The following is a 25,298-nucleotide window of genomic DNA, read 5'->3' as shown; positions in this document are numbered from 1 at the left end:
GTGCTGGGGCCGGCTCAGCCGCGCTGGTCGACGTACTCGAACACCGAACCGTCCGGGTGCATGGCGAGGAGATTGCGGCCCACCGGCGTCGGCACCGGGCCCGCGAGGACGCGGGCGCCGAGTTCCGTCAGCAGCCGGTGGGCCTCCTCGACGTCCTTCACCGCGATGGTCGCCGTCACCTTGCGCAGGATCTCCAGCTCCTCCTCCGGTCCGCTCATCAGCAGAAAGGAGCCGATCGCGGCCACCTGCACCCCGCCGCGCTCGAACCGCAGGGCTCTGCCGGCGGCGAGCCGCTCGTAGAACGGGATCGCGGTTTCGAGGTCGTCGACGCAGATGCGCAGCGAGGCGCCCAGAATCTCCATGCGCCAGAGCCTAGTTGGACCCGGCCGGCGTGTGCAGGGCACCGTGGATCAAGCCAGCTGCGGCAGCACCTTCGTCCGGTAGAAGTCGAAGAACCCCTGCTGGTCGGGTCCGATCTGGTTCACGTACACCCGGTCGAACCCGGCGTCGGCGAACGACTTCAGCACGGCCACGTGCTGGTCGGCGTCGTCCCCGCACACCACCTTCTCCCGCACCATGTCCTCGGTGACCAGCTCCTGGAGTTGCTCGAAGTGCCGCGGCGACGGCAGCACCTGGCCCATCTCGCCGGGCAGCAGCTCGTTGTACCAGAGCCGGTGCACCGTACGGACGCACTCCTCGCGGTCGGTGCCGTAACACACCTTCGTCCCGCCGCTGACCGGCTTCGCGCCGCCGCCGCCCTTGCGGAACTGGGTGACCATCTCGTCGTCCGGCATCATGCTGATGTACCCGTCGCCCACCCGGGCGGCCAGCGAGATCGCCTTCGGCCCGAAGCCGGAGACGTCGATGGGGACCGGCTCGTCGGGGACGGTGTAGAGGCGGGCGTTCTCCACGGTGTAGTGGGTGCCGCGGTGGTTGACCTCCTCGCCGGTGAACAGCCGGCGCATCACCTGGACGGCCTCCTCCAGCATCTCCAGGCGCACATGCGTCGGCGGCCAGCGGTCGCCCAGGATGTGCTCGTTCAGCGCCTCGCCGGTGCCCACGCCCAGCCGGAAACGGCCCCCGGTCATCACCGCGCTGGTCGCCGCGGCCTGCGCCGTCACCGCCGGGTGCATCCGCACGGTCGGACAGGTCACCGCCGTCTCGATCGGCAGGGACACCGCCTCCGACAGGGCGCCGATCACGGACCACACGAACGGGCTCTGTCCCTGTGCGTCGTTCCACGGGTGGAAGTGGTCGGAGATCCACAGCGCCCGGAATCCGGCCTGCTCGGCCATCCGGGCCTGCTCGACGAGCGCGGCCGGGCTGTGCTCCTCGCTCGCCAGGAAGTAGCCGTACTCGGGCATGCAAGCACCTCCGCGTCGGCGGGACGGTCCGGCGTGTGATGTCCCGGTGTGATCCGGTCCGGGCCCGGGTAACCGGGGCGCACGGCGCAAAACGCGGCGCGGCGTTCGGGTGCTGCGGGGGGCGTACGGGTGACCCGCCCGGCGTTTGGGTGCCCCGGCCCCGGTTACGCGGAAAGCCTCGGACGAGCCGCACCGCCGGAGGCGCACCGTGAGCCGACCTCATGTCGTGATCGTCGGCGCCGGGTTCGCCGGGTACCGGGCCGCCCGCACCCTGGCCCGGCTGACCCGGAACCGGGCCGACGTCACCTTGCTGAACCCGACCGACTACTTCCTGTACCTGCCGCTGCTGCCACAGGTCGCCGCCGGCAGCCTGGAGGCCCGCAGGGTCACCGTGTCGCTGCCGGGCACCCTGCGCGGGGTGCGCATGGTGCTCGGGCAGGCGGACCACGTCGACCTGGACGCCCGCACCGTGCACTACTCCGACCCCGAGGGCGGTGTCGGCACCCTCGGCTACGACCGGCTGGTGCTCTGCGTCGGCAGCGTCCACAAGCTGCTGCCCGTTCCAGGGATCGCCGAGCACGCGCACGGCTTCCGCGGGCTGCCCGAGGCGCTGTACCTGCGCGACCACGTGACCCGCCAGGTGGAGCTGGCCGCCACCGAGGACGATCCGAAGGTGTGCGCGGCCCGCTGCACCTTCGTCGTCGTGGGCGCCGGCTACACCGGCACCGAGGTGGCCGCGCAGATGCAGCTGCTCACCGACCGGCTGGCGCGCCGGCAGGGGCTGCCCGTCCGGCCGCGCTGGATCCTGCTGGACGTGGCGCCGCGGGTGCTGCCGGAGCTGGCCGAGCGGCTGTCCCGCACCGCCGACCGGGTGCTGCGGGGGCGGGGCGTCGACGTGCGGATGGGCACCTCGGTGAAGGAGGCCACCCATGACGGGGTGCTGCTCACCGACGGGGAGTTCGTGCCGTCCCGGACGCTGGTGTGGTGTGTCGGGGTACGGCCCGACCCGCTGGTGGAGGCGGTCGGACAGCCGCTGGAGCGCGGCCGGCTGATCGTCGACCCGTATCTGCGGCTGCCGGGCCGGCCCGAGGTGTTCGCCTGCGGGGACGCGGCCGCCGTACCGGACCTGGAGCAGCCGGGGTCGTTCACGCCGATGACGGCCCAGCACGCCTGGCGGCAAGGCCGGGTGGCCGGGGAGAACGTGGCCGCCTCGCTCGGCCTCGGCAGGCGCCGGCGGCCGTACCGCCATCGCGACCTGGGCTTCGCGGTCGACCTGGGCGGGGCGCGGGCCGCCGCCAACCCGCTCGGCGTCCCGCTGTCCGGCCCGGCGGCCGGCGCGGTCACCCGCGGCTACCACCTGGCCGCACTGCCCGGGAACCGGGTACGGGTGGCCGCGGACTGGCTGCTGGACGCCGTACTGCCGCGCCAGGGCGTCCAGTTGGGCCTCGTGCGGTCCTGGTCGGTGCCCCTGGACACGGCGTCCCCCGAGCTGCCGCGCGTCCCCGGCGGACCGGAGACGAATCAGGGACGCGAGCGGGCGGCGCAGCCGCCCGCCGCCGGTCACGAGCCCGGCGACCACCCCGCCCCCGGCCCGGTCAGGCGCACCGATCCCCCGGCGCCCGGCGAGCCGGCCGGCGGGTGACCCCGCGCACCGCGCCCGGCCGCCCGGCTCCTGCGGCGCCCTACCCCCTCTCGACTCATCACAAGGAGATCCATGAACACCGACGAACTCGTCGAACTCGGCCAGCAGTTGCGCGTGGACAGCGTGCGGGCGTCCGCCGCGGCGGGGTCCGGGCATCCCACGTCCTCGATGTCCGCCGCCGATCTGATGGCCGTGCTGCTCGCCCACCATCTGCGCTACGACTTCGAACGCCCCGAGCACCCCGCCAACGACCGGTTCGTGCTGTCCAAGGGGCACGCCTCACCGCTGCTGTACGCCGCGTACAAGGCGGCCGGGGCCATCGAGGACGGCGAGCTGCTCACCTTCCGAAAGCTCGGCAGCCGGCTGGAGGGGCACCCGACGCCCCGGCGGCTGCCCTGGGTGGAGACGGCCACCGGCTCCCTCGGCCAGGGTCTGCCGGTCGGCGTCGGCATCGCGCTGGCCGGCAAGCGCCTGGACCGCACCGGGTACCGGGTGTGGGTGCTGTGCGGCGACAGCGAGCTGGCGGAGGGCTCGGTGTGGGAGGCCGCCGAACACGCCGGGCACGAGCACCTGGACAACCTGACCGTCATCGTCGACGTCAACCGGCTCGGCCAGCGCGGGCCCACCCGGCACGGGCACGACCTGGACGCCTACGCCCGCCGCTTCCAGGCCTTCGGCTGGCACACCGTGGAGATCGACGGCCACGACGTCGACAAGATCGACCGGGCCTACGGCGAGGCGCTGTCCACGGCCGGGCAGCCGGTGGCGATCCTCGCCCGCACCCTCAAGGGCAAGGGCGTCGCCGCCGTCGAGGACCTCGAGGGCCACCACGGCAAGCCGCTGCCCGACGCCGACGAGGCCGTCGCCGAACTCGGCGGGCCGCGCTCCCTGCACGTGCGGGTGCACGAGCCGCCGGCCGCCGCCGCGCTGCGCGACCTGACCACCGAGGCGCTCCAGCTGCCGCGCTACGACCAGGGCGACCAGGTGGCCACGCGGGACGCCTTCGGCGCGGCCCTCGCCGCGCTCGGCAGCGCCCGCGGCGACGTCGTCGCCCTGGACGGCGAGGTCGGCGACTCCACCCGCACCGAGGAGTTCGCCAAGGCCCACCCGGACCGGTTCTTCGAGTGCTACATCGCCGAACAGCAGCTGATCGCCGCGGCCGTCGGGATGGCCGCCCGGGGCTGGCTGCCGTACGCCTCGACGTTCGCCGCGTTCCTCAGCCGCGCCTACGACTTCGTGCGGATGGCGTCCATCAGCGGCTCCGGCATCAACCTGGTCGGCTCGCACGCCGGGGTCGCCATCGGCCAGGACGGGCCCTCGCAGATGGGCCTGGAGGACCTGGCGATGTTCCGCGCCGTGTACGGCTCGACCGTGCTGTACCCGTGCGACGCCAACCAGACCGCCCGGCTGGTCGCGGCCATGGCGGGCCTCGACGGCATCCGCTATCTGCGCACCTCGCGCGGCAAGACCCCGGTGCTCTACGGCCCCGACGAGGAGTTCCCGGTCGGAGGCAGCAAGACGCTGCGGGAGAGCGAGGAGGACCGGCTGACGGTCGTCGCGGCCGGGGTCACCGTGCCCGAGGCGCTGACCGCGGCCGACCGGCTCGCCGAGGACGGCATCCGGGTCCGGGTGATCGACCTGTACTCGGTCAAGCCCGTCGACGCGGACACGCTGCGCCGGGCCGCCGAGGAGACCGGCTGCCTGCTCACCGTGGAGGACCACCACGCCGAGGGCGGCCTCGGCGACGCCGTCGCGGAGGTCTTCGCCGACGGCCGCCCGGTGCCCCGGCTGGTCCGGCTCGCGGTGCGCACCATGCCGGGCTCGGCCGCGCCCGACGAGCAGCTGCACGCGGCCGGCATCGACGCGGCGGGCATCACGGCGGCGGCGAAACTCCTGGTCGAGGAGGCGGTCGTGCGATGAGCGACGACGCGCGGTCCATACGGGCGGGCCGCCGCACGGTGCGGATCCAGCGGCCGGGGAAGGTCCTCTTCCCCGGCGGCTCCGGCGCCAAGGAGTACACCAAGGGCGATCTCGCCGACTACTACCGGACCGTCGCCCCGGCCATGCTGCCGCATCTGCGGGGCCGCCCGCTGATGCTGGAGCGGTATCCCGACGGCATCGACGCCCAGCGGTTCATGCAGAAGAACACCCCGCGGCACTACCCGGACTGGATCACCCGCGCCGAGGTCGCCAAGGAGGGCGGCACGGTCACGCACACCGTGTGCGACGACACCGCCACCCTCCTCTACCTGGCCGACCAGGCCTGCGTCACCCTGCACCGCTGGCTGTCGCGCACCGACCGGGCCGACGGCACGGACCACCCCGACCAGCTCGTCTTCGACCTCGACCCTGCCGGCGACGGCTTCGCCCCGGTGCGCGAGGCGGCCGGCCGGCTCAAGGAGCTGCTGGACGACCTGGAGCTGCCCGCCGCCCCCATGACCACCGGCTCGCGCGGACTCCATGTCGTGGTCCGCCTCGACGGCCGCGCCGGCTTCGACGAGGTCCGCGAATTCGCCCGCGCCGCCGCCGAGTTGCTGGTGTCCCGGCACCCGGACCGGTTCACCACCGCAGCCCGCAAGGACGACCGCGGCGACCGTCTCTACCTCGACGTGCAGCGCAACGCCTACGCGCAGACCGCCGTCGCCCCCTACACCGTCCGCGCCCGCCCCGGCGCCCCCGTCGCCGTGCCGCTGTCCTGGGACCAGCTGGACGATTCCGGGCTGGACGCCCGCCGCTGGACCATCGCGGACGCCGCCGAGCAGGCCCGCACCGACCCCTGGGCCGGCCTGCCGGGCCGGGGCCGCTCGCTGGGCCCGGCGCGGCGGCGTCTGGAGGACCTCCGCTCCTGAAGGTTTGGCCAGGGAATGAGGGGCCACCCGCAGAGGGAGGTGGCCATGACGAACACAAAGAACACATCCCAGTCACCAAACTCACAAAAAGACCAAGAATCACAGGAGTCACACGGCACGGACGAGCACGGCACGGCGGACGAGCGACGGCCCGCACCCATGGAAGTACTGCGCGCGGCGCGCGCCCAGCTCGCCGAACTCACCGGACTCGCCCCCGAATCGGTGACCTCCTTCGAGCAGACCGAGGACGGATGGACGCTCGAGGTGGAGGTCCTCGAACTCGCGCGGGTCCCGGACACCATGAGCCTGATGGCGAGCTACCAGGTCGAACTCGACCGGGACGGCCTCGTCACCGGCTACCGGCGCGTCCAGCGCTACGAGCGCGGGCGGTCCGACGCACGTCGCGGCGGTCGCTAGGCCGCACGGCCTGCCCGCGCCCACGAGCGCCGCGTGACCCCGAGCTACCACGAGGAGGAACGGCCGGCATGACCGTTGTCCCGGCACAGCAGACCGGAGGCGGAGGCGGCACCAGCGGCCTCTACGACGTACTGGAACTGGTTCTGGACAGGGGACTGGTGATCGACGCGTTCGTGCGTGTCTCCCTGGTCGGTATCGAGATCCTGAAGATCGACGTGCGGGTCGTCGTGGCCAGCGTCGACACCTACCTGCGCTTCGCCGAGGCGTGCAACCGCCTCGACCTGGAGGCCGGACCCAGCAAGAGCCCCGGGCTGCCCGAGATCGTGGGCGAGGTCACCGAGTCCGGCGCCCAGGGCAAGTCGAAGGGAGCCCTGTCCGGCGCCGCCGAGACCATATCCGACGCCTTCAAGCAGGCCCGCGGCGAACGCGAGCCGGAGGAGGCCGAGCGGGAGCGGCCGCGTCCGCGCAAGGCCGTGCGCCGTAAGGAGGAGCAGGAGTGAGCACGTACGTGTACGGAATCACCGCCCGGTCCCACCCCGCCCTCCCCGAGGGCATGACCGGGATCGGGGAGCCGCCCCGCCCGGTGCGCGTGATCAGCGCCGGCGACCTGGCGGCCGTGGTCAGCGACGCCCCCGAGGACCTGCGCCCCAAGCGCCGTGACCTGCTCGCCCACCAGAACGTGCTCGCCGAGACCGGCGCGGGCGGCTGTGTGCTCCCGATGCGCTTCGGCAGCGTCTCCCCGGACGACGACACCGTCGCCCAGGTGCTGACGGAGCGGGCCGAGCACTATCTGGAGCGGCTGCGCGAACTGGACGGCAGGGTCGAGTACAACGTCAAGGCCAGCCACGTCGAGGACGCCGTCCTGCACCGGGTGATGGCCGAGAACACCGAACTGCGCGCGCTCGCCGAGGCCAACCGGAAGGCCGGCGGCGGCACGTACGAGGACAAGGTACGGCTCGGCGAGATGGTCGCCACCGCCGTGAAGGCCAAGGAGACCGAGGACGCCGACGAGGTGCAGAACCTTCTGGAGCCGTCCGCCGCCGCGGTGGCCGTGGGGCCGGAGTCCACCGGCTGGCTGATGAACGTGTCGTTCCTGGTCCCCCGCACCGCGGCCGAGGACTTCCTCGCCGCCGTGGAGGCGGTCCGCAAGAGCCACCCCCATCTGGAGCTGCGCGTCAACGGGCCGCTGCCGCCGTACAGCTTTGTCGAGCCCGGCCCCGCCGAGCCCGCCGGCAGCACGGCCGGCGCCGGACACGGCGCACCGTGACGGGCCTCGGCCCGTACGGACCCGGAAGGAAGGGAGGAACACCGTGGGACTGATCAGCGAGGTCCTGCTGCTGCCGTTCGCACCCGTGCGGGGCGGCGCGTGGGCGATCAGACAGGTGCTCCACGAGGCGGAACGGATCTACTACGACCCCGCCACCGTACGGGCCGAGCTGGCCCGCCTCGAAGAACAGCTGGAGGCGGGCGAGATCACCGAGGAGGAGTTCGACCGGCGCGAGGACGAACTGCTCGACCGGCTGGAGATCGCCATGCACTCCGCCGACACCACTGGCGACGGGACGACACGATGAACCGTACGGCACTGGGTCTCGCTCTGGGAGCGGGATACCTCCTGGGGCGCACCAGGAAACTGAAGATGGCCATGGCGGTGGGCTCCGTCGTGGCCGGCAAGAAGCTGAACCTGACCCCGCGGGGCGTGGCTCAGCTGGTCAGCCAGCAGCTGCGCGACAACCCGCAGTTCAAGGAGATCGGCGACCAGCTGCGCCAGGACCTGCAGGGCGTCGGCAAGGCCGCGTCCGGGGCCCTGGTCGAGCGGCAGATGAGCGCGCTCGCCGACCGGCTGCACAGCCGCACCGAGCAGGTGCGGGGCCAAGCCTCCGGGGCGGTGCCCGGCACCGGCTCGCAGGACGAGGAGCAGGAGAGCGGCGAGGACGAGGAGCGCGAGCAGTCCGCCGACCGGGAGTCCGGCACGGACGACCGGGCGGACGACGCGGACGAGGGCCGCGAGGACGAGCAGCGCGCCGAGCGCCCGGCCAAGAAGGCCGCGCAGAAGAAGGCGCCCGGCCGCAAGGACGGGGAGCGCGGCGCCGCGGCCCGGAAGACGGCGGCCAGGAAGACGGCGAAGAAGACCGGCGCGGCCCGCAAGCCGGCCGCGAAGCAGACGGCGGGGGCCGGCAGCGCCGGCGGCGGCCGTTCCCGGTCGGAGAAGGGCGGTGACGACCGATGACCGAGGCCCTCCGATCGGCCACCGGCGCGGCCGGCAAGGCCACCGGCTCCGTGACGGACAAGGCAGGCCCGCTCAAGGACCTCGCGCACAGCGAGGCCGCCGACCGCCTGAAGGCGGAGGCGCAGGAATACCTGGGCGCACAGGCCCAGCGCATGCTGGTCGGTCTCGGCCGCAAGCTCGGCGAGACGACCGGCAAGCTCAACGACATCGCCGAGGGCAGAAGCCCCGGCCTCGCCAAGCTGGCGCTCGACGGCGGGCGCAAGCTCGCCGAGGGCAAGGGCCCGCTGCGCACGGCACTGGAACTCGGGGCATCGCGCGCCAAGGACAACGTGATGGATGCGGTCAAGAGCCTCGGGGGCGGCGGCAAGGGGAAGAAGAAGGGCGGCGGCAACAAGCCGACCGTCATCATGGAGTCCATCGACGTGGGCGTCCCGGTGCGCACGGCCTACGACCAGTGGACGCAGTTCCAGGACTTCAGCAACTTCGCCAAGGGCGTCAAGAACGCGTCCCGCGCCGACGACACCCACTCCGACTGGCAGGCGAAGATCTTCTGGTCCAGCCGCAGCTGGAAGGCCACCACCACCGAGCAGGTCCCGGACCAGCGCATCGAGTGGACCTCGGAGGGCGCGAAGGGCAGCACCAAGGGCGTGGTCACCTTCCACCCGCTGGGCGAGAACCTGACCCGCGTCCTGCTGGTCATCGAGTACTACCCGAGCGGCCTCTTCGAGAAGACCGGCAACATCTGGCGCGCCCAGGGCCGCCGGGTCCGGCTGGACCTGAAGCACTTCGCCCGCTTCGTCACCATGAAGGGCGAGGTGGACGAGGGCTGGCGCGGCGAGATCCGCGACGGCGAGGTCGTCCGCAGCCACGAGGACGCCGTGGCCGAGGAGGAGGAAGAGCAGCGCAAGGAGTCCGAGGAGCCCGCCGGCGAGGAAGAGGGCGAAGAGGGCGAAGAGGCCGAGGAAGAAGAGGGCGAAGAGGGCGAGGAGTCCGAGGACACCGGCTACGAGGCCGAGGACGAGGACCAGTACGAGGACGAGGACGAGGAGGAAGGCGGCGAGGAGGGCGCCGAGGAGGAGTCCGACGAGTACGCGGACGAGGCCGGGGAGCCTGACGAGGGCGAGGAGGAAGAGGACTACGAGGAGGAAGAGCCCGAGTACGCCGAGCGCGGGAGCCGTCGATGACGACACCGAGCAGGGCGGCGCCGGGACGGTTCCCCGAGCCCTATGGTCAGGGCTCGGGGGCCAACCTCGCCGACATTCTCGAACGGGTGCTCGACAAGGGCATCGTCATCGCGGGCGACATCAGGATCAACCTCCTCGACATCGAACTCCTCACCATCAAGCTGCGGCTGATCGTCGCTTCGGTGGACAAGGCCAAGGAGATGGGTATCGACTGGTGGGAGAGTGACCCCGCGCTCTCCTCCCGGGCCCGCCGCGACGAGCTGACCCGGGAGAACGCCGAGCTGCGAGAGCGGCTGGCGCGGCTGGAGGAGCTGGAGCGGGGCCGCACGCCGAAGGAGGCACCATGACCGGGCTGCGCTACGTGTACGCCGTCTGCCGCCCCTTCGAGACCCCCCTGCAGTCACAGCTCACCGGCGTCGGCGGCGCGCCTCCGGCGCTGCTGCACCACCACGGGCTGGTCGCGGTCGTCAGCCAGGTCCCGGAGGCCGATTTCGGCGAGGAGGCCCTCAAGGCCCACCTGGAGGATCTGGACTGGCTCTCCGCCACCGCCCGCGCGCACCAGGGGGTGATCGACGCGCTCACCACGGTCACCACACCGCTGCCGCTGCGGCTCGGAACCGTGTTCCGGGACTGCAGCGGGGTGCGCACCATGATGGAGACCCGTGAGGACGACTTCCGGCGCACCCTGGACCGGCTGGAGGGCCGGGTGGAGTGGGGCGTCAAGCTGTATCTGGAGCCCGAAGCCGCCGAGCCGGCCGAGCCCGCCCCCGAGGCCGCCGCCCGGCCCGCGAGCGGCCGGGACTATCTGCGCCGGCGCCGCGAGAGCACCCGGGTGCAGGAGGACCGGTGGCAGCGGGCCGAGGCCTTCGCCCACACGCTGCACGACCGTCTCTCCCGGCACGCCGAGGACTCCCGGCTGCACGCACCGCAGAATTCCGCGCTGGCCACGCAGCCCGGCCGGAACATCCTCAACGCCGCCTATCTGGTGCCCCGTAAGGAGTGCGAGGAATTCGTGGAACTGGTGGACCGCACCAAGGACGAGGAACCCGGAATCCGGGTCGAACTCACCGGTCCCTGGGCCGCTTATTCGTTCGTGGGGGAGGCGGCGCCGTGACCGTCGTCGAACGGCGCGAGATCGCACTCGTCGACCTTCTGGACCGGCTGCTCGCGGGGGGCGTCGTCATCACCGGCGACATCACCCTGCGGATCGCGGACGTCGACCTGGTCCGGATCGATCTGAACGCGCTGATCAGCTCGGTGAACGCATCTGTCCCCTCACCTTTCGAGCTCCCCGCCGTCCGCCGTGAGGAGGGCCTGTGACCCCGCGCAACCGGCTCGACCTGGACCCCGAATCCGTCGAGCGAGAACTGGTGAAGCTGGTGCTCACGGTGGTGGAACTGCTGCGGCAGCTGATGGAGCGCCAGGCTTTGCGCCGCGTCGACACCGGTGAGCTGACCGAGGAGCAGGAGGAGCGGATCGGGCTCACCCTGATGCTCCTGGCCGAGCGCATGGCGGAACTGCGGGAGCGCTACGGACTGCGGCCCGAGGACCTGAACCTGGACCTCGGGCCGCTCGGACCGCTGCTGCCCCGCGACTAGGCCGCGGCGCTCGGCTCACTCACCACCGATACCAGCGGCCCCTGCCGCCCGCCGCCGTGGTGCTGCGCACCAGGAAGCCCAGCAGCCATATCACCAGCACTGCGAGAGCGACCCACCAAAGGACCTTTACAGCGAATCCGACGCCGAAAAGAATGAGCGCCAGAAGCAGTACCAGAAGGATGGGAACCATAGTGTGAACCTCCTGCTATCCGTGTTCCCGAATTTCACGGATCAGGCTTCCTTCCGGCACACTATTTCCAAGGACCAGCCAGCTTTACGGCGCTTTACGGCACAGAATCTCCCCGTGCAGCACCGCGAACCAGGCGTCCTCCCGCCGGCCCCACTCCCGCCAGGCCTCGGACACGGCCGCCAGCTGTTCCGGGGTGGCGTGACCGCCGCCCACGGCCCGCTCGGCGTACGCGGAGGCCAGGGTGCGGTCCGCCCACAGGCCGCTCCACCAGGCCCGCTCCTCGGGGGTGGCGAAGGTCCAGGTGCTGGAGGTGGCGGTGATGTCCGTCAGCCCGGCGGCCAGCGCCCACGCCTTCAGGCGGCGCCCGGCGTCCGGCTCGCCGCCGTTGCCGCGGGCCACCCGCTCGTACAGGTCCAGCCAGTCGTCCAGGCCCGGCAGCGCGGGGTACCAGGTCATCGCCGCGTAGTCGCCGTCGCGTACCGCGACGAACCCGCCGGGCTTCGTCACCCTGTGCATCTCGCGCAGCGCCTGCACCGGGTCGCCGACGTGCTGCAGCACCTGGTGGGCGTGGACCACGCAGAAGGTGTCGTCCGGGTAGTCCAGGGCGTGCACGTCGGCGACCGCGAAGTCCACGTTCGTCAGACCCCGCCCGGCGGCGGTGGCCCGGGCCCGCTCCAGGACGTCCGGCGCGTGGTCGACCCCGGTGACATGGCCGTCCGGGACCCGTTCCGCCAGGTCGGCCGTGATGGTGCCGGGCCCGCACCCGATGTCCAGGATCCTCATGTGGGGCTTGAGGACGCCCAGCAGATAGGCCGCGGAGTTCTCCGCGGTCCGCCACACGTGCGACCGCAGCACCGACTCGTGGTGCCCGTGCGTGTATACGGCGGTCTCCTGCGCTTTCGGCATGGCTGTTCCCCTTCGCCCTCGTCACCGCTGGTACGCCCCACCGTACGCGCGCATGCCGAATGATGAGACCGACGTTTTGCATAATGGACTGACGGTGCGTCAGTTATTGGACTGACGGGTCGTTAGGAGATGCTGTTGAGCGGGCGGTAGACGGTCAGCGCCTCCGGCAGCTTCTCCACGGTGACCTCGCCCGACACGGCCGTCACCTCGCCGTCGTACGCCAGCGGGGTGCCCGGTGCGACACCGGTCAGCCGGAGCCGTTTGACCTGCACCGCCGCATGCCCGGCGGAACCGGTCAGCGGGCCCGCCGCGGCCGCCGCCAGCAGCCGCAGCGCGGGCCGCCTGCCGCCGTGCACCATCCGCACGTCCAGCAGCCCGTCCGCGAGATCGGTACGGCGGCCGGGCGCGAGCCCCATCCGGTGGTAGACGCCGTTGCCCACGAACAGCAGCCACAGCGGCCGCCGTTCGCCGTCCAGCTCCACCTCCAGCGGATGCCGGTCCGCGCTCAGCACCCGCAGCGCGGCCAGCAGCCCGGCCGACCAGCCGCCGATCCGGCGCGACCAGCGGGTGCGCACCCGCACCAGTTCCGGATAGACGCCCAGGCTCAGCGTGTTCAGGAACACGCCCTCGTCGTCGCCGCTGGCGTACCGGACCGCGTCCACCCGCACCGCCTCGCCGTGCCGGACCGCACGGGCGAGGTCACGCTCGTCCTCCACGCCCAGGTCGAGGGCGAAGTGGTTGAGCGTCCCGCCGGGCAGCACCGCGAGCGGCAGGCCGTGCCGCAGCGCGATCCGCGCGGCCGTGTTCACCGTGCCGTCGCCCCCGCACACGCCCAGCACCCGCGCTCGCTCCGCCGCCTTCGCCAGCGCGTCGCCGACGTCGTCCGGCGCGCACTCCACGATCTCCGCCCGCGGCAGCGCGGCGCCGAGCGCGCGCACCCGGTCCGCCGTCCCCGACGCCCGGTTGACGACCATCACCAGACCCTCGCCCTCCGGCAGCGCGGGCACCTCGGCCCGCGTCCGGACCCCGTGCCGCACCGGCGCCCGGGTCGGCACCAGCCGCCGTACCAGGAAGGCCGCGCCCGCGCCGAGGGCCGCCCCCGCCAGCACGTCGCTCGGGAAGTGCACCCCCGTGTACACCCGGGAGGCCGCCACCGAGAACGCCACCGGCGCCACCACGGCGCCCCACGCCGGGGACTCCAGTGCCACCCCGGTCGCGAACGCGGCCGCAGACGCCGCGTGCCCCGACGGGAAGGACGTGGTGATCGGCTGCCGCTTCAGCCGGCGCACCAGCGGTACCGGGTCCAGCACCGGCCGCGCCCGGCGCACCGAGCGTTTGCCGGCCGTGTTGATCGCCAGCGAGGCCACGCCGAGCGAGGCCAGGCCGCGGACGGCGGCACGGCGGGCCCTCGGGGTGCGGATCGCGGCCATCGCCGCCGCCGTCGCGAACCACAGCACCCCGTGGTTCGCCCCCCGGCTCAGGCGGGGCAGCACCCGTTCGGCGCCGGGCCAGTGCCAGTCGGCCGCCGCCTGAAACAGCCGGCCGTCCAGGTCCAGCAGCCGGCACAGCGGGCTGGGCTTCGTCATGCGCGCGGTCAGGTCCACATCTGGGCTCATGGGGTGCGGTTACCCTGAAGTGCCCGTTCCTTGTGCCCGCCCGCGCCGGGGCCGTGCGCGTCCGTGCCGGGCGCCCGGCCGGCGCCGTAAGGAGTTCCGCGCATGCGCCTGCTCCTCGTCCGCCACGGCGAGACCCCGTCCAACATCGGCCACCTGCTGGACACCGCCGTGCCGGGCCCGGCGCTCACACCGCTCGGCGAGGCGCAGGCCGCCGCACTGCCGAAGGCGCTCGCCGGCGAGGACATCGAGGCGCTGTACGCCTCCACCCTGCTGCGCGCCCGGCTGACCGCCGCCCCGCTGGCCGTCGAGCGGGGCCTCGAGGTGCGCGTCCGGGCCGGCATCCGCGAGGTGTCCGCCGGCGACCTGGAGATGCTGCCCGGCGAGTCGGCCGAGGGCCGCGTGTACATGCGCACGATCTTCGCCTGGGCGGCCGGCGACACCGCGGCGCGCATCCCCGGCGGGGAGAGCGGCGAGGAGGCCCTGGCCCGGTACGACGCCGTGACGGCCGAGGCCGCCGCGAGCGGCGCCCGCACCGTCGCGATGGTCAGCCACGGCGCCGCGATCCGCATGTGGACCGCCGCCCGCGCCGCCAACGTCGACGTCGCCTTCGCCGCCGCCCACCCGCTGGGCAACACCGGCGTCGTCGTCCTGGAAGGCTCCCCGGCCGACGGCTGGAAGGCCCTGTCCTGGGAGGGCGCCGCCGTCCAGCCCGCCGGAGAGACGGGGCCGACGGGGGAGCCGGTCGACACGGCGCGATAGGGCGGGGGAGCCCGTGGACACGGCGGGGCAGGGCGGGGGAGGGCTCGCGCCGGGCCGGCCGATAAGAGTTTGCCCGGAACCGGCGGCGCCCCGGAGAATCCCTGCCCATGGGACATCTGGAAGCCGCGCACCTCGAGTACCGCCTCCCCGACGGGAGGACCCTGCTCGGGGACGTGTCCTTCCGGGTGGGGGAAGGCTCCACCGTCGCGCTGGTGGGCCCCAACGGCGCCGGCAAGACGACCCTGCTGCGGCTGCTCTCCGGCGAGCTGAAACCGCACGCCGGCACCGTGGCCGTCAGCGGCGGCCTCGGCGTCATGCGCCAGTTCGTGGGCTCCGTACGGGACGAGACGACCGTGCGGGACCTGCTCGTGTCCGTCGCCCCGCCCCGCATCCGCGAGGCGGCGAAGGCCGTCGACGACGCCGAGCACGCCATCATGACCGTCGACGACGAGGCCGCCCAGCTGGCGTACGCGCAGGCCCTCGCCGACTGGGCGGAGGCGCGCGGCTACGAGGCCGAGACGCTGTGGGACATGTGCACCACGGCCGCGCTCGGCGTGCCGTACGAGAAGGCGCAGTGGCGCCAGGTGCGCACCCTCTCCGGCGGCGAGCAGAAACGCCTCGTGCTGGAGGCGCTGCTGCGCGGCACCGACGAGGTGCTGCTGCTCGACGAGCCGGACAACTACCTCGACGTCCCCGGCAAACGGTGGCTGGAGGAGCAGCTCAGGCAGACCCGCAAGACCGTCCTGTTCGTCTCCCACGACCGCGAACTCCTCGCCCGCGCCGCCGAGAGGATCGTCTCCGTGGAGCCCGGCCCGGCCGGCGCCGACGCCTGGGTGCACGGCGGCGGCTTCGCCACCTACCACGAGGCCCGCCGTGAACGCTTCGCCCGATTCGAGGAGTTGCGCCGCCGCTGGGACGAGAAGCACGCCCAGCTGAAGAAGCTGGTCCTCAACCTGCGGCAGGCTGCCGCCGTCAGCCACGAGATGGCCTCCCGGTACGCCGCCGCCCAGACCCGGCTGCGCAAGTTCGAGGAGGCCGGGCCGCCGCCGGAGCCGCCCCGGGAGCAGGACATCACCATGCGCCTGAAGGGCGGCCGCACCGGCGTCCGGGCCGTCACCTGCCAGGGCCTCGAACTGACCGGCCTGATGCGGCCCTTCGACCTGGAGGTCTTCTACGGCGAACGGGTCGCGGTCCTCGGCTCCAACGGCTCCGGCAAGTCCCACTTCCTGCGGCTGCTGGCAGGCGAGGACGTCGCCCACACCGGGCAGTGGAAACTGGGCGCCCGGGTCGTGCCGGGGCACTTCGCGCAGACCCACGCGCACCCCGAGCTCCACGGCCGCGCCCTGCTCGACATCCTGTGGAAGGAGCACGCCCAGGACCGCGGCGCGGCCATGTCCCGGCTGCGCCGCTACGAGCTGACCGGGCAGGCCGAGCAGACCTTCGACCGGCTCTCCGGCGGCCAGCAGGCCCGGTTCCAGATCCTGCTGCTGGAACTGGCCGGCGCGACGGCGCTGCTGCTGGACGAACCGACCGACAACCTCGACCTGGAGTCCGCCGAGGCCCTCCAGGAGGGCCTGGAGGCGTTCGACGGCACGGTCCTCGCGGTCACCCACGACCGCTGGTTCGCCCGCTCCTTCGACCGCTACCTCGTTTTCGGCGCCGACGGACGCGTGCGGGAGACGGCGGAACCGGTGTGGGACGAGCGCCGGGTCGAGCGCGCCCGCTAGGAGCACGCGGACAGGAGCACACGGACCGGCGCCCCCTGTGCGGTCACCCGGCGCTCGGGCAGTGACCGCAGGTCACTTCCAGCGCAGCAGTGCCGCCAGGCCGCCCGCGAGTTCGTCGCCGGCGTCCTCCAGCACCGGGGTCACCGACAGCACCGGCGCGTCCGTCACCACGGCGGCGCGGACCAGGGCGTCGTCCGCGCGGGCCTGCCACGCCTGGCGCTCGCCGATGCTCTTCAGCTCCTCGCGGCGGGCCGCCAGCTGGTCGGGGTCCTCGCCGATCCACACCTCGCGGCCGGTGTCCGGGGCGTCCGGGCGGATCAGCAGCTCCGCCAGCCGGTGCTCGCGCGCCGCCTCGATCAGCCGCGGCAGCCCGTCGACGGCCGCGGCCCGCCGCTCCTCGTCCGGCGTGCGCGCCGCCCGGAACCGTTCCACCTCGGCCAGCACCCGCTGCCGTACGTGCTCGGCGCGGATCTCCTCCACCTCCTGCGGCAGCAGGTTGCTGTCCTTGCCGCGCGAGGTCTCCATGACGCGGTCCTGCAGCGCCTTCGGCAGCTGCTCGTGCACCGACCTGCGCCCACGGTCGTCCCCGCACAGGACCAGCAGGTCGGCACCGGTCTCCTCCTGGCACGCGGCCAGCGCCTCGGCCACCTCGCGCGCGTTGTGCTCCCAGGTGTCCTCCACCTTCAGCTGGAAGTGCCGCTCGGACCAGTCGGAGGCCTTCGACCGGTGCATCGGCCACTGCCTGCCCGTCACCTGCCCGGCCTCCTCGTGCAGCAGCGCGCTGCGCAGCTCGATGCGGGCCCCGGTCCGGTCGATGTGGGCCACCAGCGACAGCGGGTCCTCGCCGGCCAGGTCCAGCAGGGGCGTCACCCGCGGCAGCGGACCCCAGTACGCCTCGGCGTCCTGCGGACCCCGCGTCAGCGGCACCTGAAGGACCACCTCGCCGTCCCGGGCGAACACCGCCCGGCCGTACGGCTCCGGTGAGCGCTGCAGCGCGTCCAGGGCGTCGTGCACCGCCCGGCACGTGGGCTCGTCCGCACCCTGCCGGGCCAGCTCCCGGGTGACCGCTTCCGCGTTCAGATGACGGCGTTGCTGCTGGTCCTCCGTGTGCAGGGAGGTGTCGACGTATGCGGAGGCCCAGGACCCCGGATGTTCGTACAGTGGATTCAGGAACGCCAGCTCCATGGATTCCTCCCGGAAACCGCTCGGGGGCAGTGCCCTGCCTGCCGGGCGGGTACCCGGACCGGGACCCACGGACACGGACACGACGAGCGGGGTACCAATGACCGGAGTCGACCCCAGCCGGCTGGACGACCAGCAGCTCATGAAGGAGCTGGAGACGATCCACCGCACGCGCCACGACACCCTCCTGTACGGCTCGAACGACGCGCTGCGGACCCACAACGAGCGCATGGCGCAGCTGGAGGGCGAGTATCTGCGCCGCAACCCGCGCCGCCTGGTGAGCGCGGCCCGCACCCGGGAGGGCGCCCGGGAACGGCGGTGCGGCGAGGAGGCGGCTCCGGAGGCCTCCGGCACCTGAGGCGCGGCCACGACCCGGGCATGCAGGAGGGGGGCCGGCCCGCACGGGCCGGCCCCCCTCTCTATCGGATACGGTTGTTCAGCCGGGCTCCCCGGCGAACACGTGCACGAACGCGTCGCAGAACGCCTTCAGATCGTCCGGCTTGCGGCTCGTGACCAGCACGTTGGGGCCGTGGTCGCAGATCTTCACCTGCTCGTCCACCCAGGTGCCGCCCGCGTTGCGGATGTCCGTCTCAAGGCTCGGCCACGAGGTCAGCACCCGGCCCCGTACGACGTCCGCCTCCACCAGCGTCCACGGCGCGTGACAGATCGCCGCGACCGGACGGCCCCGGTCGAAGAACTCCTTCACGAACGCCACGGCCTTGTCGTCCATCCGCAGGAAGTCCGGATTGGCCACCCCGCCGGGCAGCACCAGGGCGCCGAACGACTCGGCCGAGGCCTCGCCGACCACCTCGTCCACCGGGAACGTGTCCCCCTTGTCGAGATGGTCGAAGGCCTGGATCTCCCCGGGTTTGGTGGACACCAGCACCGGCTCGTGCCCGGCGTCCGAGGCCGCCTTCCACGGCTCGGTCAGCTCGACCTGCTCGACACCCTCCGGTGCCGCCAAAAACGCGATACGCATGTCTTCCGATCTCCCTTCCGTTCCCGTGCGGCCCGCCGGCACCGCAGCAGCTCCTCGCCGTACGGCAGCACCACGCACAGCCCGACCACCAGGGCGATGCCCGCCAGATAGCCCGGCGACAGCGGGCGCCGGCGCGGCAGCAGCCGCCAGGCGTCCGGGTCCCCGCCGCCTCCCCGCAGCAGCGACCGCACCTGGTCGGCGTGCAGGCACATCAGCGAGGCGAGCGCGCCGAACGGCAGCGACTCCAGGAAGCTGTGGATGTGCTGCTCGGCCGGCCGGACCTCCCGGTCGCTGTCGACGGCCGTCCTGACGTCCCACAACGCCGTCGCCTCGTGCACCAGCGCGCCCGCCAGCAGCAGGCTCAGCAGCCGGGGATTGACCCGGTAGCGCAGGGTCAGCAGGATCGGCACCCCGACCTCGGCCATCATCAGCGCGTGGATGACGGACTCCTTCGTGCCCGCCGTCTCCTCGATGCGGGTGCGCCGGTGCATCGCCCAGTCGGCGAGCCCCGGCGCGAACCAGCCGGGCAGCAGCCCGTACAGCAGGAACCTGGTGGTCGCCACGTCGGCGTCGACAGCGGCGCCCTCGGCGATCTCGGCCGCCTGGCCCCGCCTCATGCGCCCCCCACCAGCGCCTCGGCGAGCTGCTGGACGTTCTCGTACCGTGCCGACTGCGGCAGCCGGGCCACCGCGTCGACCAGCGTGCCGGGCGCGTTCTGCCGGCGGAGCATCCGGGCCAGGTCCCGCGCGGTCGCCGGGAACGATCCCCGGCTCAGGGTGCGGGCCAGCTCCGAGCGCACCCGTTCCAGCGACGCCGGCGCGCCCAGGCCGCCCACGGGTCCGCTCCACACCTCGGGGTCGTCGTCCGCGGCCGGTTCCGGGTCGTGCCACTCCTCGACCCGGGTGGGATGCCCGGACCTCAGCAGTCCCTTCAGCTCGTGCTTCATCTCGTCGTCCCGGTGGACGTTGAGCCGGTCACTGCCTCGCTGCATGTCTTCCTCCAGGGCGTTAGCTCTTGTCCTTGCCGGGCAGGAACTCCTGCACCTTCGCCTTCAGCCCCTGCTTGATCATCGACTTGCGTTCGGCGTCGCCCTTCAGGATCGACGAGGCCGTCGCCTCCATCTGCTCCCAGGTGGCGTGCGGCGGGATCGGCGGCACGGACGGGTCGGTGAGGAACTCGATCACGCAGGGCCCGTCGGCCTCCAGCGCCGCGCGCCAGCCCGCCTCCACGTCCTCCGGCTTCTCCACCCGGATGCCGGTGAGACCGAGCGACCGGGCGAACGCCGCGTACTGCACGTCCGGGATCTCCTGCGACGGCAGGAACGACGGCGAGCCCTCCATCGCCCGCATCTCCCAGGTCACCTGGTTCAGGTCGTGGTTGTTCCAGACCGCCACCACCAGCCGCGGGTCCGACCAGCGGTCCTTGTACTTCGCCGCCGTGATCATCTCCGCCAGGCCGTTCATCTGCATCGCCCCGTCGCCGACCAGCGCGAACACCGGCCGGTCCGGATGCGCGAACTTCGCACCGATCGCGTACGGCACACCGGGCCCCATCGTCGCCAGCGTGCCCGACAGCGAACCGCGCATGCCCGGCCGCATCGTGATGTGCCGTGCGTACCAGTTGGCGACCGACCCGGAGTCGGACGTCAGGATCGCGTCGTCCGGCAGCAACGGATCCAGCGCCCGCGCCACGTACTCGGGGTTGATGGGGTCGGCGGACAGACGGGCCCGCCGGTCCATCGTCTCGTGCCAGCGCCTGACGTTCGCGCACACGGTGTCGTGCCACTCGCGCCCGCCCCGGTCGGTCTTCAGCAGCGGGATCAGCCGCCGCAGCGTCGCCTTCGCGTCGCCGACCAGGTTCACCTCGTACGGGAACCGCATGCCGATCATGTGCGGGTCGATGTCGATCTGCACTCCGCGCGCCTTGCCGAAGTCCGGCATGAACTGGGTGTACGGGAACGACGACCCGATCGTCAGCAGCGTGTCGCAGTCCCGCATCAGCTCGTACGACGGCCGGCTGCCCAGCAGCCCGATCGGCCCGGTGACGTACGGCAGTTCGTCGCTCAGCACGTCCTTGCCGAGCAGCGCCTTCGCGACGCCCGCGCCGAGCAGCTCGGCGATCTCCTGCACCTCCGCGACCGCGCCGGACGCGCCCTGGCCGACCAGGATCGCCACCTTGTCGCCCTCGTTGAGCACGTCCGCCGCCCGGCGCAGCGCCTCGTCCGTCGGGGTCATGGTGTACTCGCTCATGCCCATGCTGGACGGCACCATCTTGAACTCGTGCGTGGGCGGCGAGTAGTCCAGCTCCTGCACGTCGGCGGGGATGATGAGCGCGGTGGGGCAGCGCCGGGCGTAGGCGGTGCGGATGGCCCGGTCCAGCACGTTCGGCAGCTGCTCGGGCACCGTCACGGTCTCCACGAAGTCCGAGGCGACGTCCTTGTAGAGGGTGTGCAGGTCGACTTCCTGCTGGTAGGAACCGCCCATCGCGGTCCGGTTGGTCTGGCCGACGATCGCCAGCACCGGCACATGGTCGAGCTTGGCGTCGTACAGGCCGTTGAGCAGATGGATGGCGCCCGGACCCGAGGTCGCCGCGCACACCCCGATCCGGCCGCTGAACTTCGCGTACCCGACGGCCTCGAAGGCGGACATCTCCTCGTGCCGCGACTGGATGAACCGCGGCCGGTCCTCGGCACGTCCCCATGCGGCGAGCAGCCCGTTGATGCCGTCGCCTGGATACCCGAAGACCTGTTCCACGCCCCAGGCGCGCAGGCGCTCCAGGATGTGGTCGGAGACCTTGGTGCTCATGAAAGGACCTCCCCGATGGGGTGCGAGCGGACGATCCGGTCAGCACACACCGAGTCACCTGCACTGGAGACGGAAAACCTCCCCGAAGGAGTGCAGACGGGGGCCCGCGGGCCGGTGGGGCGGGGCCCAGGGCCGAAACCGCCGGGCCGTGTGCGTCACCCGGCTGGGGGTCCCCGTCCCGCGAATGGGGCCCGGCCGCGCGCGCCGCGCCGCCGCGCGGGCTGTGATGGCAGCGAGGGCACGCCCGTGCCCCGTACCCGCGACGCCTGCCGGGCAGTGCCCGGGCACCGCCGTCCCCGTCCCACCGGCGAGCGGTGCCCGACGTGCCGCCGTACCGGCGTCCGGTGTACCGCCCGACTACGTCCGCCGACCGCCGTGCCTGCCGAGGAGCCCTCCCCATGCGCCGCCGCACCGCCCGTGCCCTGTCCGTCGCCTTCGCCGCCGGTGCCGTGCTCGCCGTGGCGGGGCCCGCCGCAGCCGCCGACCCCGATCCCGGCTCCCCGCCCGCGGCACAGCTCCCCGTCCCGGAAGGCGCCCCCGGCCCGTGCGCCGCCCCGCAGCAGTGCACGTACCCCGGCGGCCCGGCCGCGTTCCCCGACGGCGCCGCCGCACCGAGCTACGACCCCGCCCTCGCGGGCCGGGGTGAAGGCGCCCCGAGCCTCCAAGGGGTCACGCCGACCCGCGAGGGCTGGGCGCCGGGCGCCGCCCCGAGCGCGGGTTACGGCGTGGCACAGCCCCCGCAGCCCGCTCAGCCCTCTCCGATCGCTCCGTCCGCTCCGGGCCTCGCAACCGGCCGCGACCCCTACCTCCCGTCCCCGCAGGGCGTCACCCCCAGCCACGACGGCGCCGCACCGACGCGCGACGGCTTCGTCCCGGGCCACGACGGCGTCGGACCCGGCCACGACGGTGTCGGCCCGGGCCGTGGCGACGGCCGTGACTGCGCCGGCCCCAGGCCCTGCCCCGACGCGGAGCCGCCCACCGTGCAGCACGGGGTCGAGGCCGGTGCCGGCGGCAGCTTCACCGCCTCGGTCCCTGCCCTCGCCGCCGGCGCCACCCTCATCGCCGCGGCCTGCGGCGGGGCCGGCTACCGCCTGTACGGCCGCCTGCGCGCCCCCGTGCGCCGGTCAGCGGACGTGTGACCCGGACAACGCCCGTCACACCCTTGGAGTGCCGCCCGGCGGGTACACCCCCTCCCGAGAGCACCACCCGGCCCTCGAACCGACCGACTGCCAGCCCGCCACCGAGCCACCCCCGACGCCGAAGAACCCCCCAGCACACCAGGACACAGCCCACACAGCCCGGCCCGGCCACCCGGCCCGGACCGGCGGCACGAGCACCAGGACCGCGCGGAGGCGGACATGCGGCGCACGGACCCCGAAGGCCACGGCCCCGTCCGCTACGGCCCGCCCCTGCCCGGCGACGGCCTCCCGGTCCTGCCCGAACTCACCGCCGTACTCGCCGCGGCCGCGAGCCGTACCGACGCCCAGCCGGTCGGCGGCGCCCCCGCGCTCCTCGAAGCGGCCTGCGGCTACTGGACCCGGCGCGGACTGCCCACCGTCCCCGACCAGGTGGCCGCGGGACCCGGCGCCCCCGCGCTGCTGCTCGCCCTCACCGCCGCGCTCGCCTCCGACGGCGGCGACGTCCTCGTACCGCGCCCCTGCGCCGCCTGGTGGGCGCCGTACGCCCGGGTCCTCGGCCGGCCCGCCTACCACGTGCCCACCCCCGCCGAGAGCGGCGGCGCCCCCGACCCCTACGCCCTGCTGGAGACCGTCCGCCGGGTCCGCGCGGAGGGCGGCGACCCCAGGCTGCTCGTGCTGTCCGTCGCCGACGACCCCACCGCCACCGTGGCCCCGCCCGAGCTGCTCCACGAGACCGTCGAGGCCGCCACGGCCGAGGGCCTGCACCTGGTCAGCGACGAGACCTGGCGCGACACCCTGCACCGCCCCCAGGACACCGTCCTGCTCAGCCCCGCCGAGATGGCGCCAGACCGGGTCACCGTCGTCACCGACCTCGCCGGTTCCCTGCTGCCGCCGGGCTGGCCCGCCGCCGTGGCCCGCTTCCCGGCCACCGGGCCCGGACGGCACCTCCACGCGCGCGTGCTCGACATCCTCACCGCCCTCGGCGCCCGCGTCGCCGCACCCGTCGCCGCCGCGGCCGGGTACGCCCTCGACGAACCCCCGCCCGTCACCGAGCGCCGCGAGGCGGCCGTACGCCTGCACGCGCGCGTGGCCGCCGCCGCGCACGCCGCCGTCGTGGCCGCCGGGGCGCTCGCACGCCCGCCGCAGGCCGGCCGCCATCTGTACGCCGACCTCGGGCCGTGGCGCGAACCCCTCGCCGGGCACGGCATCGGCGACGCCCAGGAACTGGAGGACCTCCTCACCGCCCGCCTCGGCATGCCCGCGCCCGGCGGCCACCGCTTCGGCGACGACCTCGGGGCGCTGCGCGTACGCCTTGCCACCGGCCCCCTGCTGGGCGGCACGGACGACGAACGCATGGAATGCCTCACCTCATCCGCGCCGTTGGAACTGCCACACGTGCAACGCGCGTTGACCTCCTTGACGTCGGTCCTCGACGATCTCCGCGACGACGCTCAGCGATGGGAGCCTCCCCGATGACGCAGCAGACGCATGAGCCCGAGACGCACGAGCCCGCACCGGCCCCGACGAACGCCACGAGCACCACGACTCCTGCGACCACCACGACTCCCGCGCCACCCGCCGGTCCGGCGAGCAAGACCATTCCGGTGAGCGCCACGACCACCGCCACCGCCACCGCCGCACCCACCGCGACGGCCGCATCCGCCGTGGCGATCGTGACCGCCGCGGCCGGTCGCGGCGCCGGCGCCCAGAACGCCCCGGCGCCCCCTTTCCCTCCGCTGGCCGAGCCCCGCCCGCTCGGCGAACACCGGGTCTGGCCGCGCACCTTCCACGACCGGCTCACCGCCCCCCTGCCCGGCCTGAAGGCCCTGGCCCGCTTCGCCCGCGAGGGCGCCGTACGCCCCGGCGCGGCGGGCCTGGCCGACATCCCCCGGCTCCCGTGCGCACCCGCCCCGCTGCCCCGCGTCGACGCCCGCACCCTCGCCGTCACCTGGGCCGGGCACGCCAGCTGGGTCGTGCGGATCGGCGGCCTCACCGTCCTCACCGACCCGGTCTGGTCCCGCCGCATCCTCGGCACCCCGGCCCGCATCACCCCCGTGGGCGTGCCCTGGTCCTCCCTGCCGCGCGTCGACGCCGTCGTCATCAGCCACAACCACTACGACCACCTGGACGCGCCCACCCTGCGCCAACTCCCGCGCGACACGCCGGTGTTCGTGCCGGCCGGCCTCGGCCGCTGGTTCCGCCGCCGCCGGTTCACCCGCGTCACCGAGCTGGACTGGTGGGAGGGCGCCGAACTGTCCGGCGTCCGCTTCGACTTCGTGCCCGCCCACCACTGGTCCAAGCGCACCCTCACCGACACCTGCCACAGCCTGTGGGGCGGCTGGGTCCTCACCGACGCCGACGGACAGCGCCTCTACTTCGCGGGCGACACCGGCTACGGCCACTGGTTCTCCCGGATCGGCCGCCGCTACCCCGGCATCGACCTCGCCCTCATGCCCATCGGCGCCTACGACCCCCGCTGGTGGCTCAGCGACGTCCACTGCGACCCGGAGGAGGCGGTCCAGGCCACCCTCGACCTCGGCGCCCGCCGCATGGCCCCCATGCACTGGGGCACCTTCATCCTCTCGGCGGAACCCGTCCTGGAACCGCTGACCCGGGTGCGGGCCGCCTGGGAGAAGGCGGGGCTGGAGCGGGAGGACCTGTGGGACCTGCCCGTCGGGGCGTCACGGGTGCTGGAGCCGTCCGGCTGAGCCG

General features: G+C 73.6%; 29 protein-coding genes. 19 read left to right on the top strand and 10 right to left on the bottom strand.

Translation table 11 applies throughout. The features are described 5' to 3' along the window. Nucleotides 1-14: 14 nt before the first annotated feature. Nucleotides 15-362 (bottom strand): VOC family protein, encoded by a 348-nt coding sequence (locus ACGFZN_RS30560; RefSeq protein ID WP_393861688.1) that lies wholly within the window; start codon nucleotides 360-362, stop codon nucleotides 15-17. Nucleotides 363-410: 48 nt separating this feature from the next. Then, nucleotides 411-1,364, bottom strand: a complete 954-nt coding sequence (locus ACGFZN_RS30555; RefSeq protein ID WP_393861687.1) for an LLM class F420-dependent oxidoreductase — start codon at nucleotides 1,362-1,364, stop codon at nucleotides 411-413. Nucleotides 1,365-1,572: 208 nt separating this feature from the next. On the opposite strand from ACGFZN_RS30555, the gene ACGFZN_RS30550 reads away from it, so the two are divergent. From ACGFZN_RS30550 to ACGFZN_RS30490, 13 genes are all read left to right on the top strand, one after another. Next, the gene (locus ACGFZN_RS30550) at nucleotides 1,573-3,006 is read left to right on the top strand and encodes an NAD(P)/FAD-dependent oxidoreductase (RefSeq protein WP_393861686.1); all 1,434 of its coding nucleotides are present in this window, start codon (nucleotides 1,573-1,575) and stop codon (nucleotides 3,004-3,006) included. 72 nt (nucleotides 3,007-3,078) lie between these two features. Continuing rightward, on the top strand, nucleotides 3,079-4,926 hold the full coding sequence (locus ACGFZN_RS30545; RefSeq protein ID WP_393861685.1) for a transketolase: 1,848 nt from the start codon (nucleotides 3,079-3,081) through the stop codon (nucleotides 4,924-4,926). Then, nucleotides 4,923-5,855, top strand: coding sequence for a non-homologous end-joining DNA ligase (ligD, locus tag ACGFZN_RS30540; protein ID WP_393861684.1), 933 nt, complete (start codon nucleotides 4,923-4,925; stop codon nucleotides 5,853-5,855). The genes ACGFZN_RS30545 and ligD overlap by 4 nt, the downstream gene beginning before the upstream one ends. A 45-nt stretch (nucleotides 5,856-5,900) precedes the next feature. Then, the gene (locus tag ACGFZN_RS30535; RefSeq protein ID WP_393861683.1) at nucleotides 5,901-6,272 is read left to right on the top strand and encodes a gas vesicle protein; all 372 of its coding nucleotides are present in this window, start codon (nucleotides 5,901-5,903) and stop codon (nucleotides 6,270-6,272) included. Between the two features lie 68 nt (nucleotides 6,273-6,340). Further along, the gene (locus ACGFZN_RS30530; RefSeq protein ID WP_393861682.1) at nucleotides 6,341-6,772 is read left to right on the top strand and encodes a gas vesicle structural protein GvpA; all 432 of its coding nucleotides are present in this window, start codon (nucleotides 6,341-6,343) and stop codon (nucleotides 6,770-6,772) included. Continuing rightward, a complete protein-coding gene (locus tag ACGFZN_RS30525; protein ID WP_393861681.1) occupies nucleotides 6,769-7,539 on the top strand; it encodes a GvpL/GvpF family gas vesicle protein in 771 nt (256 codons plus the stop codon). The genes ACGFZN_RS30530 and ACGFZN_RS30525 overlap by 4 nt, the downstream gene beginning before the upstream one ends. 43 nt (nucleotides 7,540-7,582) lie before the next feature. Continuing rightward, a complete protein-coding gene (locus ACGFZN_RS30520; RefSeq protein ID WP_393861680.1) occupies nucleotides 7,583-7,846 on the top strand; it encodes a gas vesicle protein GvpG in 264 nt (87 codons plus the stop codon). After that, the gene (locus tag ACGFZN_RS30515; protein WP_393861679.1) at nucleotides 7,843-8,502 is read left to right on the top strand and encodes a DNA primase; all 660 of its coding nucleotides are present in this window, start codon (nucleotides 7,843-7,845) and stop codon (nucleotides 8,500-8,502) included. Before ACGFZN_RS30520 ends, ACGFZN_RS30515 begins: the two co-directional genes overlap by 4 nt. Then, the gene (locus tag ACGFZN_RS30510) at nucleotides 8,499-9,686 is read left to right on the top strand and encodes an SRPBCC family protein (protein WP_393861678.1); all 1,188 of its coding nucleotides are present in this window, start codon (nucleotides 8,499-8,501) and stop codon (nucleotides 9,684-9,686) included. The genes ACGFZN_RS30515 and ACGFZN_RS30510 overlap by 4 nt, the downstream gene beginning before the upstream one ends. Next, entirely contained in the window at nucleotides 9,683-10,033 is a 351-nt protein-coding gene (locus tag ACGFZN_RS30505) for a gas vesicle protein (protein ID WP_393861677.1), read from the top strand. Before ACGFZN_RS30510 ends, ACGFZN_RS30505 begins: the two co-directional genes overlap by 4 nt. Next, the gene (locus ACGFZN_RS30500) at nucleotides 10,030-10,800 is read left to right on the top strand and encodes a GvpL/GvpF family gas vesicle protein (RefSeq protein ID WP_393861676.1); all 771 of its coding nucleotides are present in this window, start codon (nucleotides 10,030-10,032) and stop codon (nucleotides 10,798-10,800) included. Before ACGFZN_RS30505 ends, ACGFZN_RS30500 begins: the two co-directional genes overlap by 4 nt. After that, entirely contained in the window at nucleotides 10,797-11,006 is a 210-nt protein-coding gene (locus tag ACGFZN_RS30495; protein WP_393861675.1) for a gas vesicle protein, read from the top strand. Before ACGFZN_RS30500 ends, ACGFZN_RS30495 begins: the two co-directional genes overlap by 4 nt. Further along, nucleotides 11,003-11,284 carry a gas vesicle protein K gene (locus ACGFZN_RS30490; protein WP_393861674.1) on the top strand — a complete coding sequence of 94 codons (282 nt, stop codon included), beginning with the start codon at nucleotides 11,003-11,005 and terminating at the stop codon, nucleotides 11,282-11,284. Before ACGFZN_RS30495 ends, ACGFZN_RS30490 begins: the two co-directional genes overlap by 4 nt. 19 nt (nucleotides 11,285-11,303) lie before the next feature. Here ACGFZN_RS30490 and ACGFZN_RS30485 read toward each other — a convergent pair whose 3' ends face one another. The 3 genes from ACGFZN_RS30485 to ACGFZN_RS30475 form a co-directional block, all read right to left on the bottom strand. Beyond that, nucleotides 11,304-11,474, bottom strand: a complete 171-nt coding sequence (locus ACGFZN_RS30485; protein ID WP_360155687.1) for a hydrophobic protein — start codon at nucleotides 11,472-11,474, stop codon at nucleotides 11,304-11,306. An 84-nt stretch (nucleotides 11,475-11,558) separates the two neighbouring features. Next, entirely contained in the window at nucleotides 11,559-12,380 is an 822-nt protein-coding gene (locus tag ACGFZN_RS30480) for a class I SAM-dependent methyltransferase (protein WP_393861673.1), read from the bottom strand. A 122-nt stretch (nucleotides 12,381-12,502) separates the two neighbouring features. Continuing rightward, nucleotides 12,503-13,996, bottom strand: coding sequence for a bifunctional phosphatase PAP2/diacylglycerol kinase family protein (locus ACGFZN_RS30475; RefSeq protein WP_393861672.1), 1,494 nt, complete (start codon nucleotides 13,994-13,996; stop codon nucleotides 12,503-12,505). A 102-nt stretch (nucleotides 13,997-14,098) separates the two neighbouring features. Here ACGFZN_RS30475 and ACGFZN_RS30470 point away from each other — a divergent pair, with 102 nt between their 5' ends. Then, on the top strand, nucleotides 14,099-14,755 hold the full coding sequence (locus ACGFZN_RS30470) for a histidine phosphatase family protein (RefSeq protein WP_393861671.1): 657 nt from the start codon (nucleotides 14,099-14,101) through the stop codon (nucleotides 14,753-14,755). A 107-nt stretch (nucleotides 14,756-14,862) separates the two neighbouring features. Further along, a complete protein-coding gene (locus ACGFZN_RS30465) occupies nucleotides 14,863-16,482 on the top strand; it encodes an ABC-F family ATP-binding cassette domain-containing protein (RefSeq protein ID WP_393861670.1) in 1,620 nt (539 codons plus the stop codon). Between the two features lie 72 nt (nucleotides 16,483-16,554). Here the strand turns inward: ACGFZN_RS30465 and ACGFZN_RS30460 are convergent, their stop codons facing one another. Continuing rightward, nucleotides 16,555-17,667, bottom strand: coding sequence for a Vms1/Ankzf1 family peptidyl-tRNA hydrolase (locus ACGFZN_RS30460; RefSeq protein ID WP_393861669.1), 1,113 nt, complete (start codon nucleotides 17,665-17,667; stop codon nucleotides 16,555-16,557). Between the two features lie 97 nt (nucleotides 17,668-17,764). Between ACGFZN_RS30460 and ACGFZN_RS30455 the strand changes: the two genes are divergently transcribed. Next, entirely contained in the window at nucleotides 17,765-18,022 is a 258-nt protein-coding gene (locus tag ACGFZN_RS30455) for a DUF6158 family protein (protein WP_393861668.1), read from the top strand. Nucleotides 18,023-18,100: 78 nt separating this feature from the next. Here the strand turns inward: ACGFZN_RS30455 and ACGFZN_RS30450 are convergent, their stop codons facing one another. The 4 genes from ACGFZN_RS30450 to ACGFZN_RS30435 are packed head-to-tail and all read right to left on the bottom strand — an operon-like array spanning nucleotide 18,101 to nucleotide 21,447. Beyond that, nucleotides 18,101-18,643: a type 1 glutamine amidotransferase domain-containing protein gene (locus tag ACGFZN_RS30450; RefSeq protein WP_393861667.1), complete on the bottom strand. Its 543-nt coding sequence runs from the start codon at nucleotides 18,641-18,643 to the stop codon at nucleotides 18,101-18,103. Next, nucleotides 18,592-19,260 (bottom strand): diguanylate cyclase, encoded by a 669-nt coding sequence (locus ACGFZN_RS30445; protein ID WP_393861666.1) that lies wholly within the window; start codon nucleotides 19,258-19,260, stop codon nucleotides 18,592-18,594. Before ACGFZN_RS30445 ends, ACGFZN_RS30450 begins: the two co-directional genes overlap by 52 nt. Then, entirely contained in the window at nucleotides 19,257-19,634 is a 378-nt protein-coding gene (locus ACGFZN_RS30440; protein WP_330336923.1) for a DUF2795 domain-containing protein, read from the bottom strand. The genes ACGFZN_RS30445 and ACGFZN_RS30440 overlap by 4 nt, the downstream gene beginning before the upstream one ends. A gap of 16 nt (nucleotides 19,635-19,650) precedes the next feature. Beyond that, complete coding sequence (locus ACGFZN_RS30435) at nucleotides 19,651-21,447, bottom strand: thiamine pyrophosphate-requiring protein (RefSeq protein ID WP_393861665.1); 1,797 nt, start codon at nucleotides 21,445-21,447, stop codon at nucleotides 19,651-19,653. Nucleotides 21,448-21,845: 398 nt separating this feature from the next. Here ACGFZN_RS30435 and ACGFZN_RS30430 point away from each other — a divergent pair, with 398 nt between their 5' ends. The 3 genes from ACGFZN_RS30430 (at nucleotide 21,846) to ACGFZN_RS30420 (ending at nucleotide 25,294) form a co-directional block, all read left to right on the top strand. Further along, nucleotides 21,846-22,586, top strand: a complete 741-nt coding sequence (locus ACGFZN_RS30430) for a hypothetical protein (protein WP_393861664.1) — start codon at nucleotides 21,846-21,848, stop codon at nucleotides 22,584-22,586. Nucleotides 22,587-22,805: 219 nt separating this feature from the next. Beyond that, nucleotides 22,806-24,062, top strand: coding sequence for an aminotransferase class I/II-fold pyridoxal phosphate-dependent enzyme (locus ACGFZN_RS30425; protein WP_393861663.1), 1,257 nt, complete (start codon nucleotides 22,806-22,808; stop codon nucleotides 24,060-24,062). Then, nucleotides 24,059-25,294, top strand: coding sequence for an MBL fold metallo-hydrolase (locus ACGFZN_RS30420; RefSeq protein WP_393861662.1), 1,236 nt, complete (start codon nucleotides 24,059-24,061; stop codon nucleotides 25,292-25,294). Before ACGFZN_RS30425 ends, ACGFZN_RS30420 begins: the two co-directional genes overlap by 4 nt. The last annotated feature ends 4 nt before the right edge of the window (nucleotides 25,295-25,298 follow it).

It is taken from the genome of Streptomyces sp. NPDC048192 (assembly GCF_043202415.1).
Taxonomy (GTDB): Bacteria; Actinomycetota; Actinomycetes; order Streptomycetales; family Streptomycetaceae; genus Streptomyces.
The sequence above is the reverse complement of the archived record's forward strand: the minus strand, read 5'-3'. Positions and strand labels throughout refer to the sequence as shown.

What these genes read in the sequence shown, in the direction of transcription:
- ACGFZN_RS30560 (WP_393861688.1), bottom strand. Translation starts at nt 362, where the DNA reads ATGGAGATTCTGGGCGCCTCGCTGCGCATCTGCGTCGACGACCTCGAA.
- ACGFZN_RS30555 (WP_393861687.1), bottom strand. Translation starts at nt 1,364, where the DNA reads ATGCCCGAGTACGGCTACTTCCTGGCGAGCGAGGAGCACAGCCCGGCC.
- ACGFZN_RS30545 (WP_393861685.1), top strand. Translation starts at nt 3,079, where the DNA reads ATGAACACCGACGAACTCGTCGAACTCGGCCAGCAGTTGCGCGTGGAC.
- ligD (WP_393861684.1), top strand. Translation starts at nt 4,923, where the DNA reads ATGAGCGACGACGCGCGGTCCATACGGGCGGGCCGCCGCACGGTGCGG.
- ACGFZN_RS30535 (WP_393861683.1), top strand. Translation starts at nt 5,901, where the DNA reads ATGACGAACACAAAGAACACATCCCAGTCACCAAACTCACAAAAAGAC.
- ACGFZN_RS30530 (WP_393861682.1), top strand. Translation starts at nt 6,341, where the DNA reads ATGACCGTTGTCCCGGCACAGCAGACCGGAGGCGGAGGCGGCACCAGC.
- ACGFZN_RS30515 (WP_393861679.1), top strand. Translation starts at nt 7,843, where the DNA reads ATGAACCGTACGGCACTGGGTCTCGCTCTGGGAGCGGGATACCTCCTG.
- ACGFZN_RS30510 (WP_393861678.1), top strand. Translation starts at nt 8,499, where the DNA reads ATGACCGAGGCCCTCCGATCGGCCACCGGCGCGGCCGGCAAGGCCACC.
- ACGFZN_RS30505 (WP_393861677.1), top strand. Translation starts at nt 9,683, where the DNA reads ATGACGACACCGAGCAGGGCGGCGCCGGGACGGTTCCCCGAGCCCTAT.
- ACGFZN_RS30500 (WP_393861676.1), top strand. Translation starts at nt 10,030, where the DNA reads ATGACCGGGCTGCGCTACGTGTACGCCGTCTGCCGCCCCTTCGAGACC.
- ACGFZN_RS30485 (WP_360155687.1), bottom strand. Translation starts at nt 11,474, where the DNA reads ATGGTTCCCATCCTTCTGGTACTGCTTCTGGCGCTCATTCTTTTCGGC.
- ACGFZN_RS30480 (WP_393861673.1), bottom strand. Translation starts at nt 12,380, where the DNA reads ATGCCGAAAGCGCAGGAGACCGCCGTATACACGCACGGGCACCACGAG.
- ACGFZN_RS30475 (WP_393861672.1), bottom strand. Translation starts at nt 13,996, where the DNA reads ATGAGCCCAGATGTGGACCTGACCGCGCGCATGACGAAGCCCAGCCCG.
- ACGFZN_RS30470 (WP_393861671.1), top strand. Translation starts at nt 14,099, where the DNA reads ATGCGCCTGCTCCTCGTCCGCCACGGCGAGACCCCGTCCAACATCGGC.
- ACGFZN_RS30465 (WP_393861670.1), top strand. Translation starts at nt 14,863, where the DNA reads ATGGGACATCTGGAAGCCGCGCACCTCGAGTACCGCCTCCCCGACGGG.
- ACGFZN_RS30460 (WP_393861669.1), bottom strand. Translation starts at nt 17,667, where the DNA reads ATGGAGCTGGCGTTCCTGAATCCACTGTACGAACATCCGGGGTCCTGG.
- ACGFZN_RS30455 (WP_393861668.1), top strand. Translation starts at nt 17,765, where the DNA reads ATGACCGGAGTCGACCCCAGCCGGCTGGACGACCAGCAGCTCATGAAG.
- ACGFZN_RS30450 (WP_393861667.1), bottom strand. Translation starts at nt 18,643, where the DNA reads ATGCGTATCGCGTTTTTGGCGGCACCGGAGGGTGTCGAGCAGGTCGAG.
- ACGFZN_RS30445 (WP_393861666.1), bottom strand. Translation starts at nt 19,260, where the DNA reads ATGAGGCGGGGCCAGGCGGCCGAGATCGCCGAGGGCGCCGCTGTCGAC.
- ACGFZN_RS30440 (WP_330336923.1), bottom strand. Translation starts at nt 19,634, where the DNA reads ATGCAGCGAGGCAGTGACCGGCTCAACGTCCACCGGGACGACGAGATG.
- ACGFZN_RS30435 (WP_393861665.1), bottom strand. Translation starts at nt 21,447, where the DNA reads ATGAGCACCAAGGTCTCCGACCACATCCTGGAGCGCCTGCGCGCCTGG.
- ACGFZN_RS30430 (WP_393861664.1), top strand. Translation starts at nt 21,846, where the DNA reads ATGCGCCGCCGCACCGCCCGTGCCCTGTCCGTCGCCTTCGCCGCCGGT.
- ACGFZN_RS30425 (WP_393861663.1), top strand. Translation starts at nt 22,806, where the DNA reads ATGCGGCGCACGGACCCCGAAGGCCACGGCCCCGTCCGCTACGGCCCG.
- ACGFZN_RS30420 (WP_393861662.1), top strand. Translation starts at nt 24,059, where the DNA reads ATGACGCAGCAGACGCATGAGCCCGAGACGCACGAGCCCGCACCGGCC.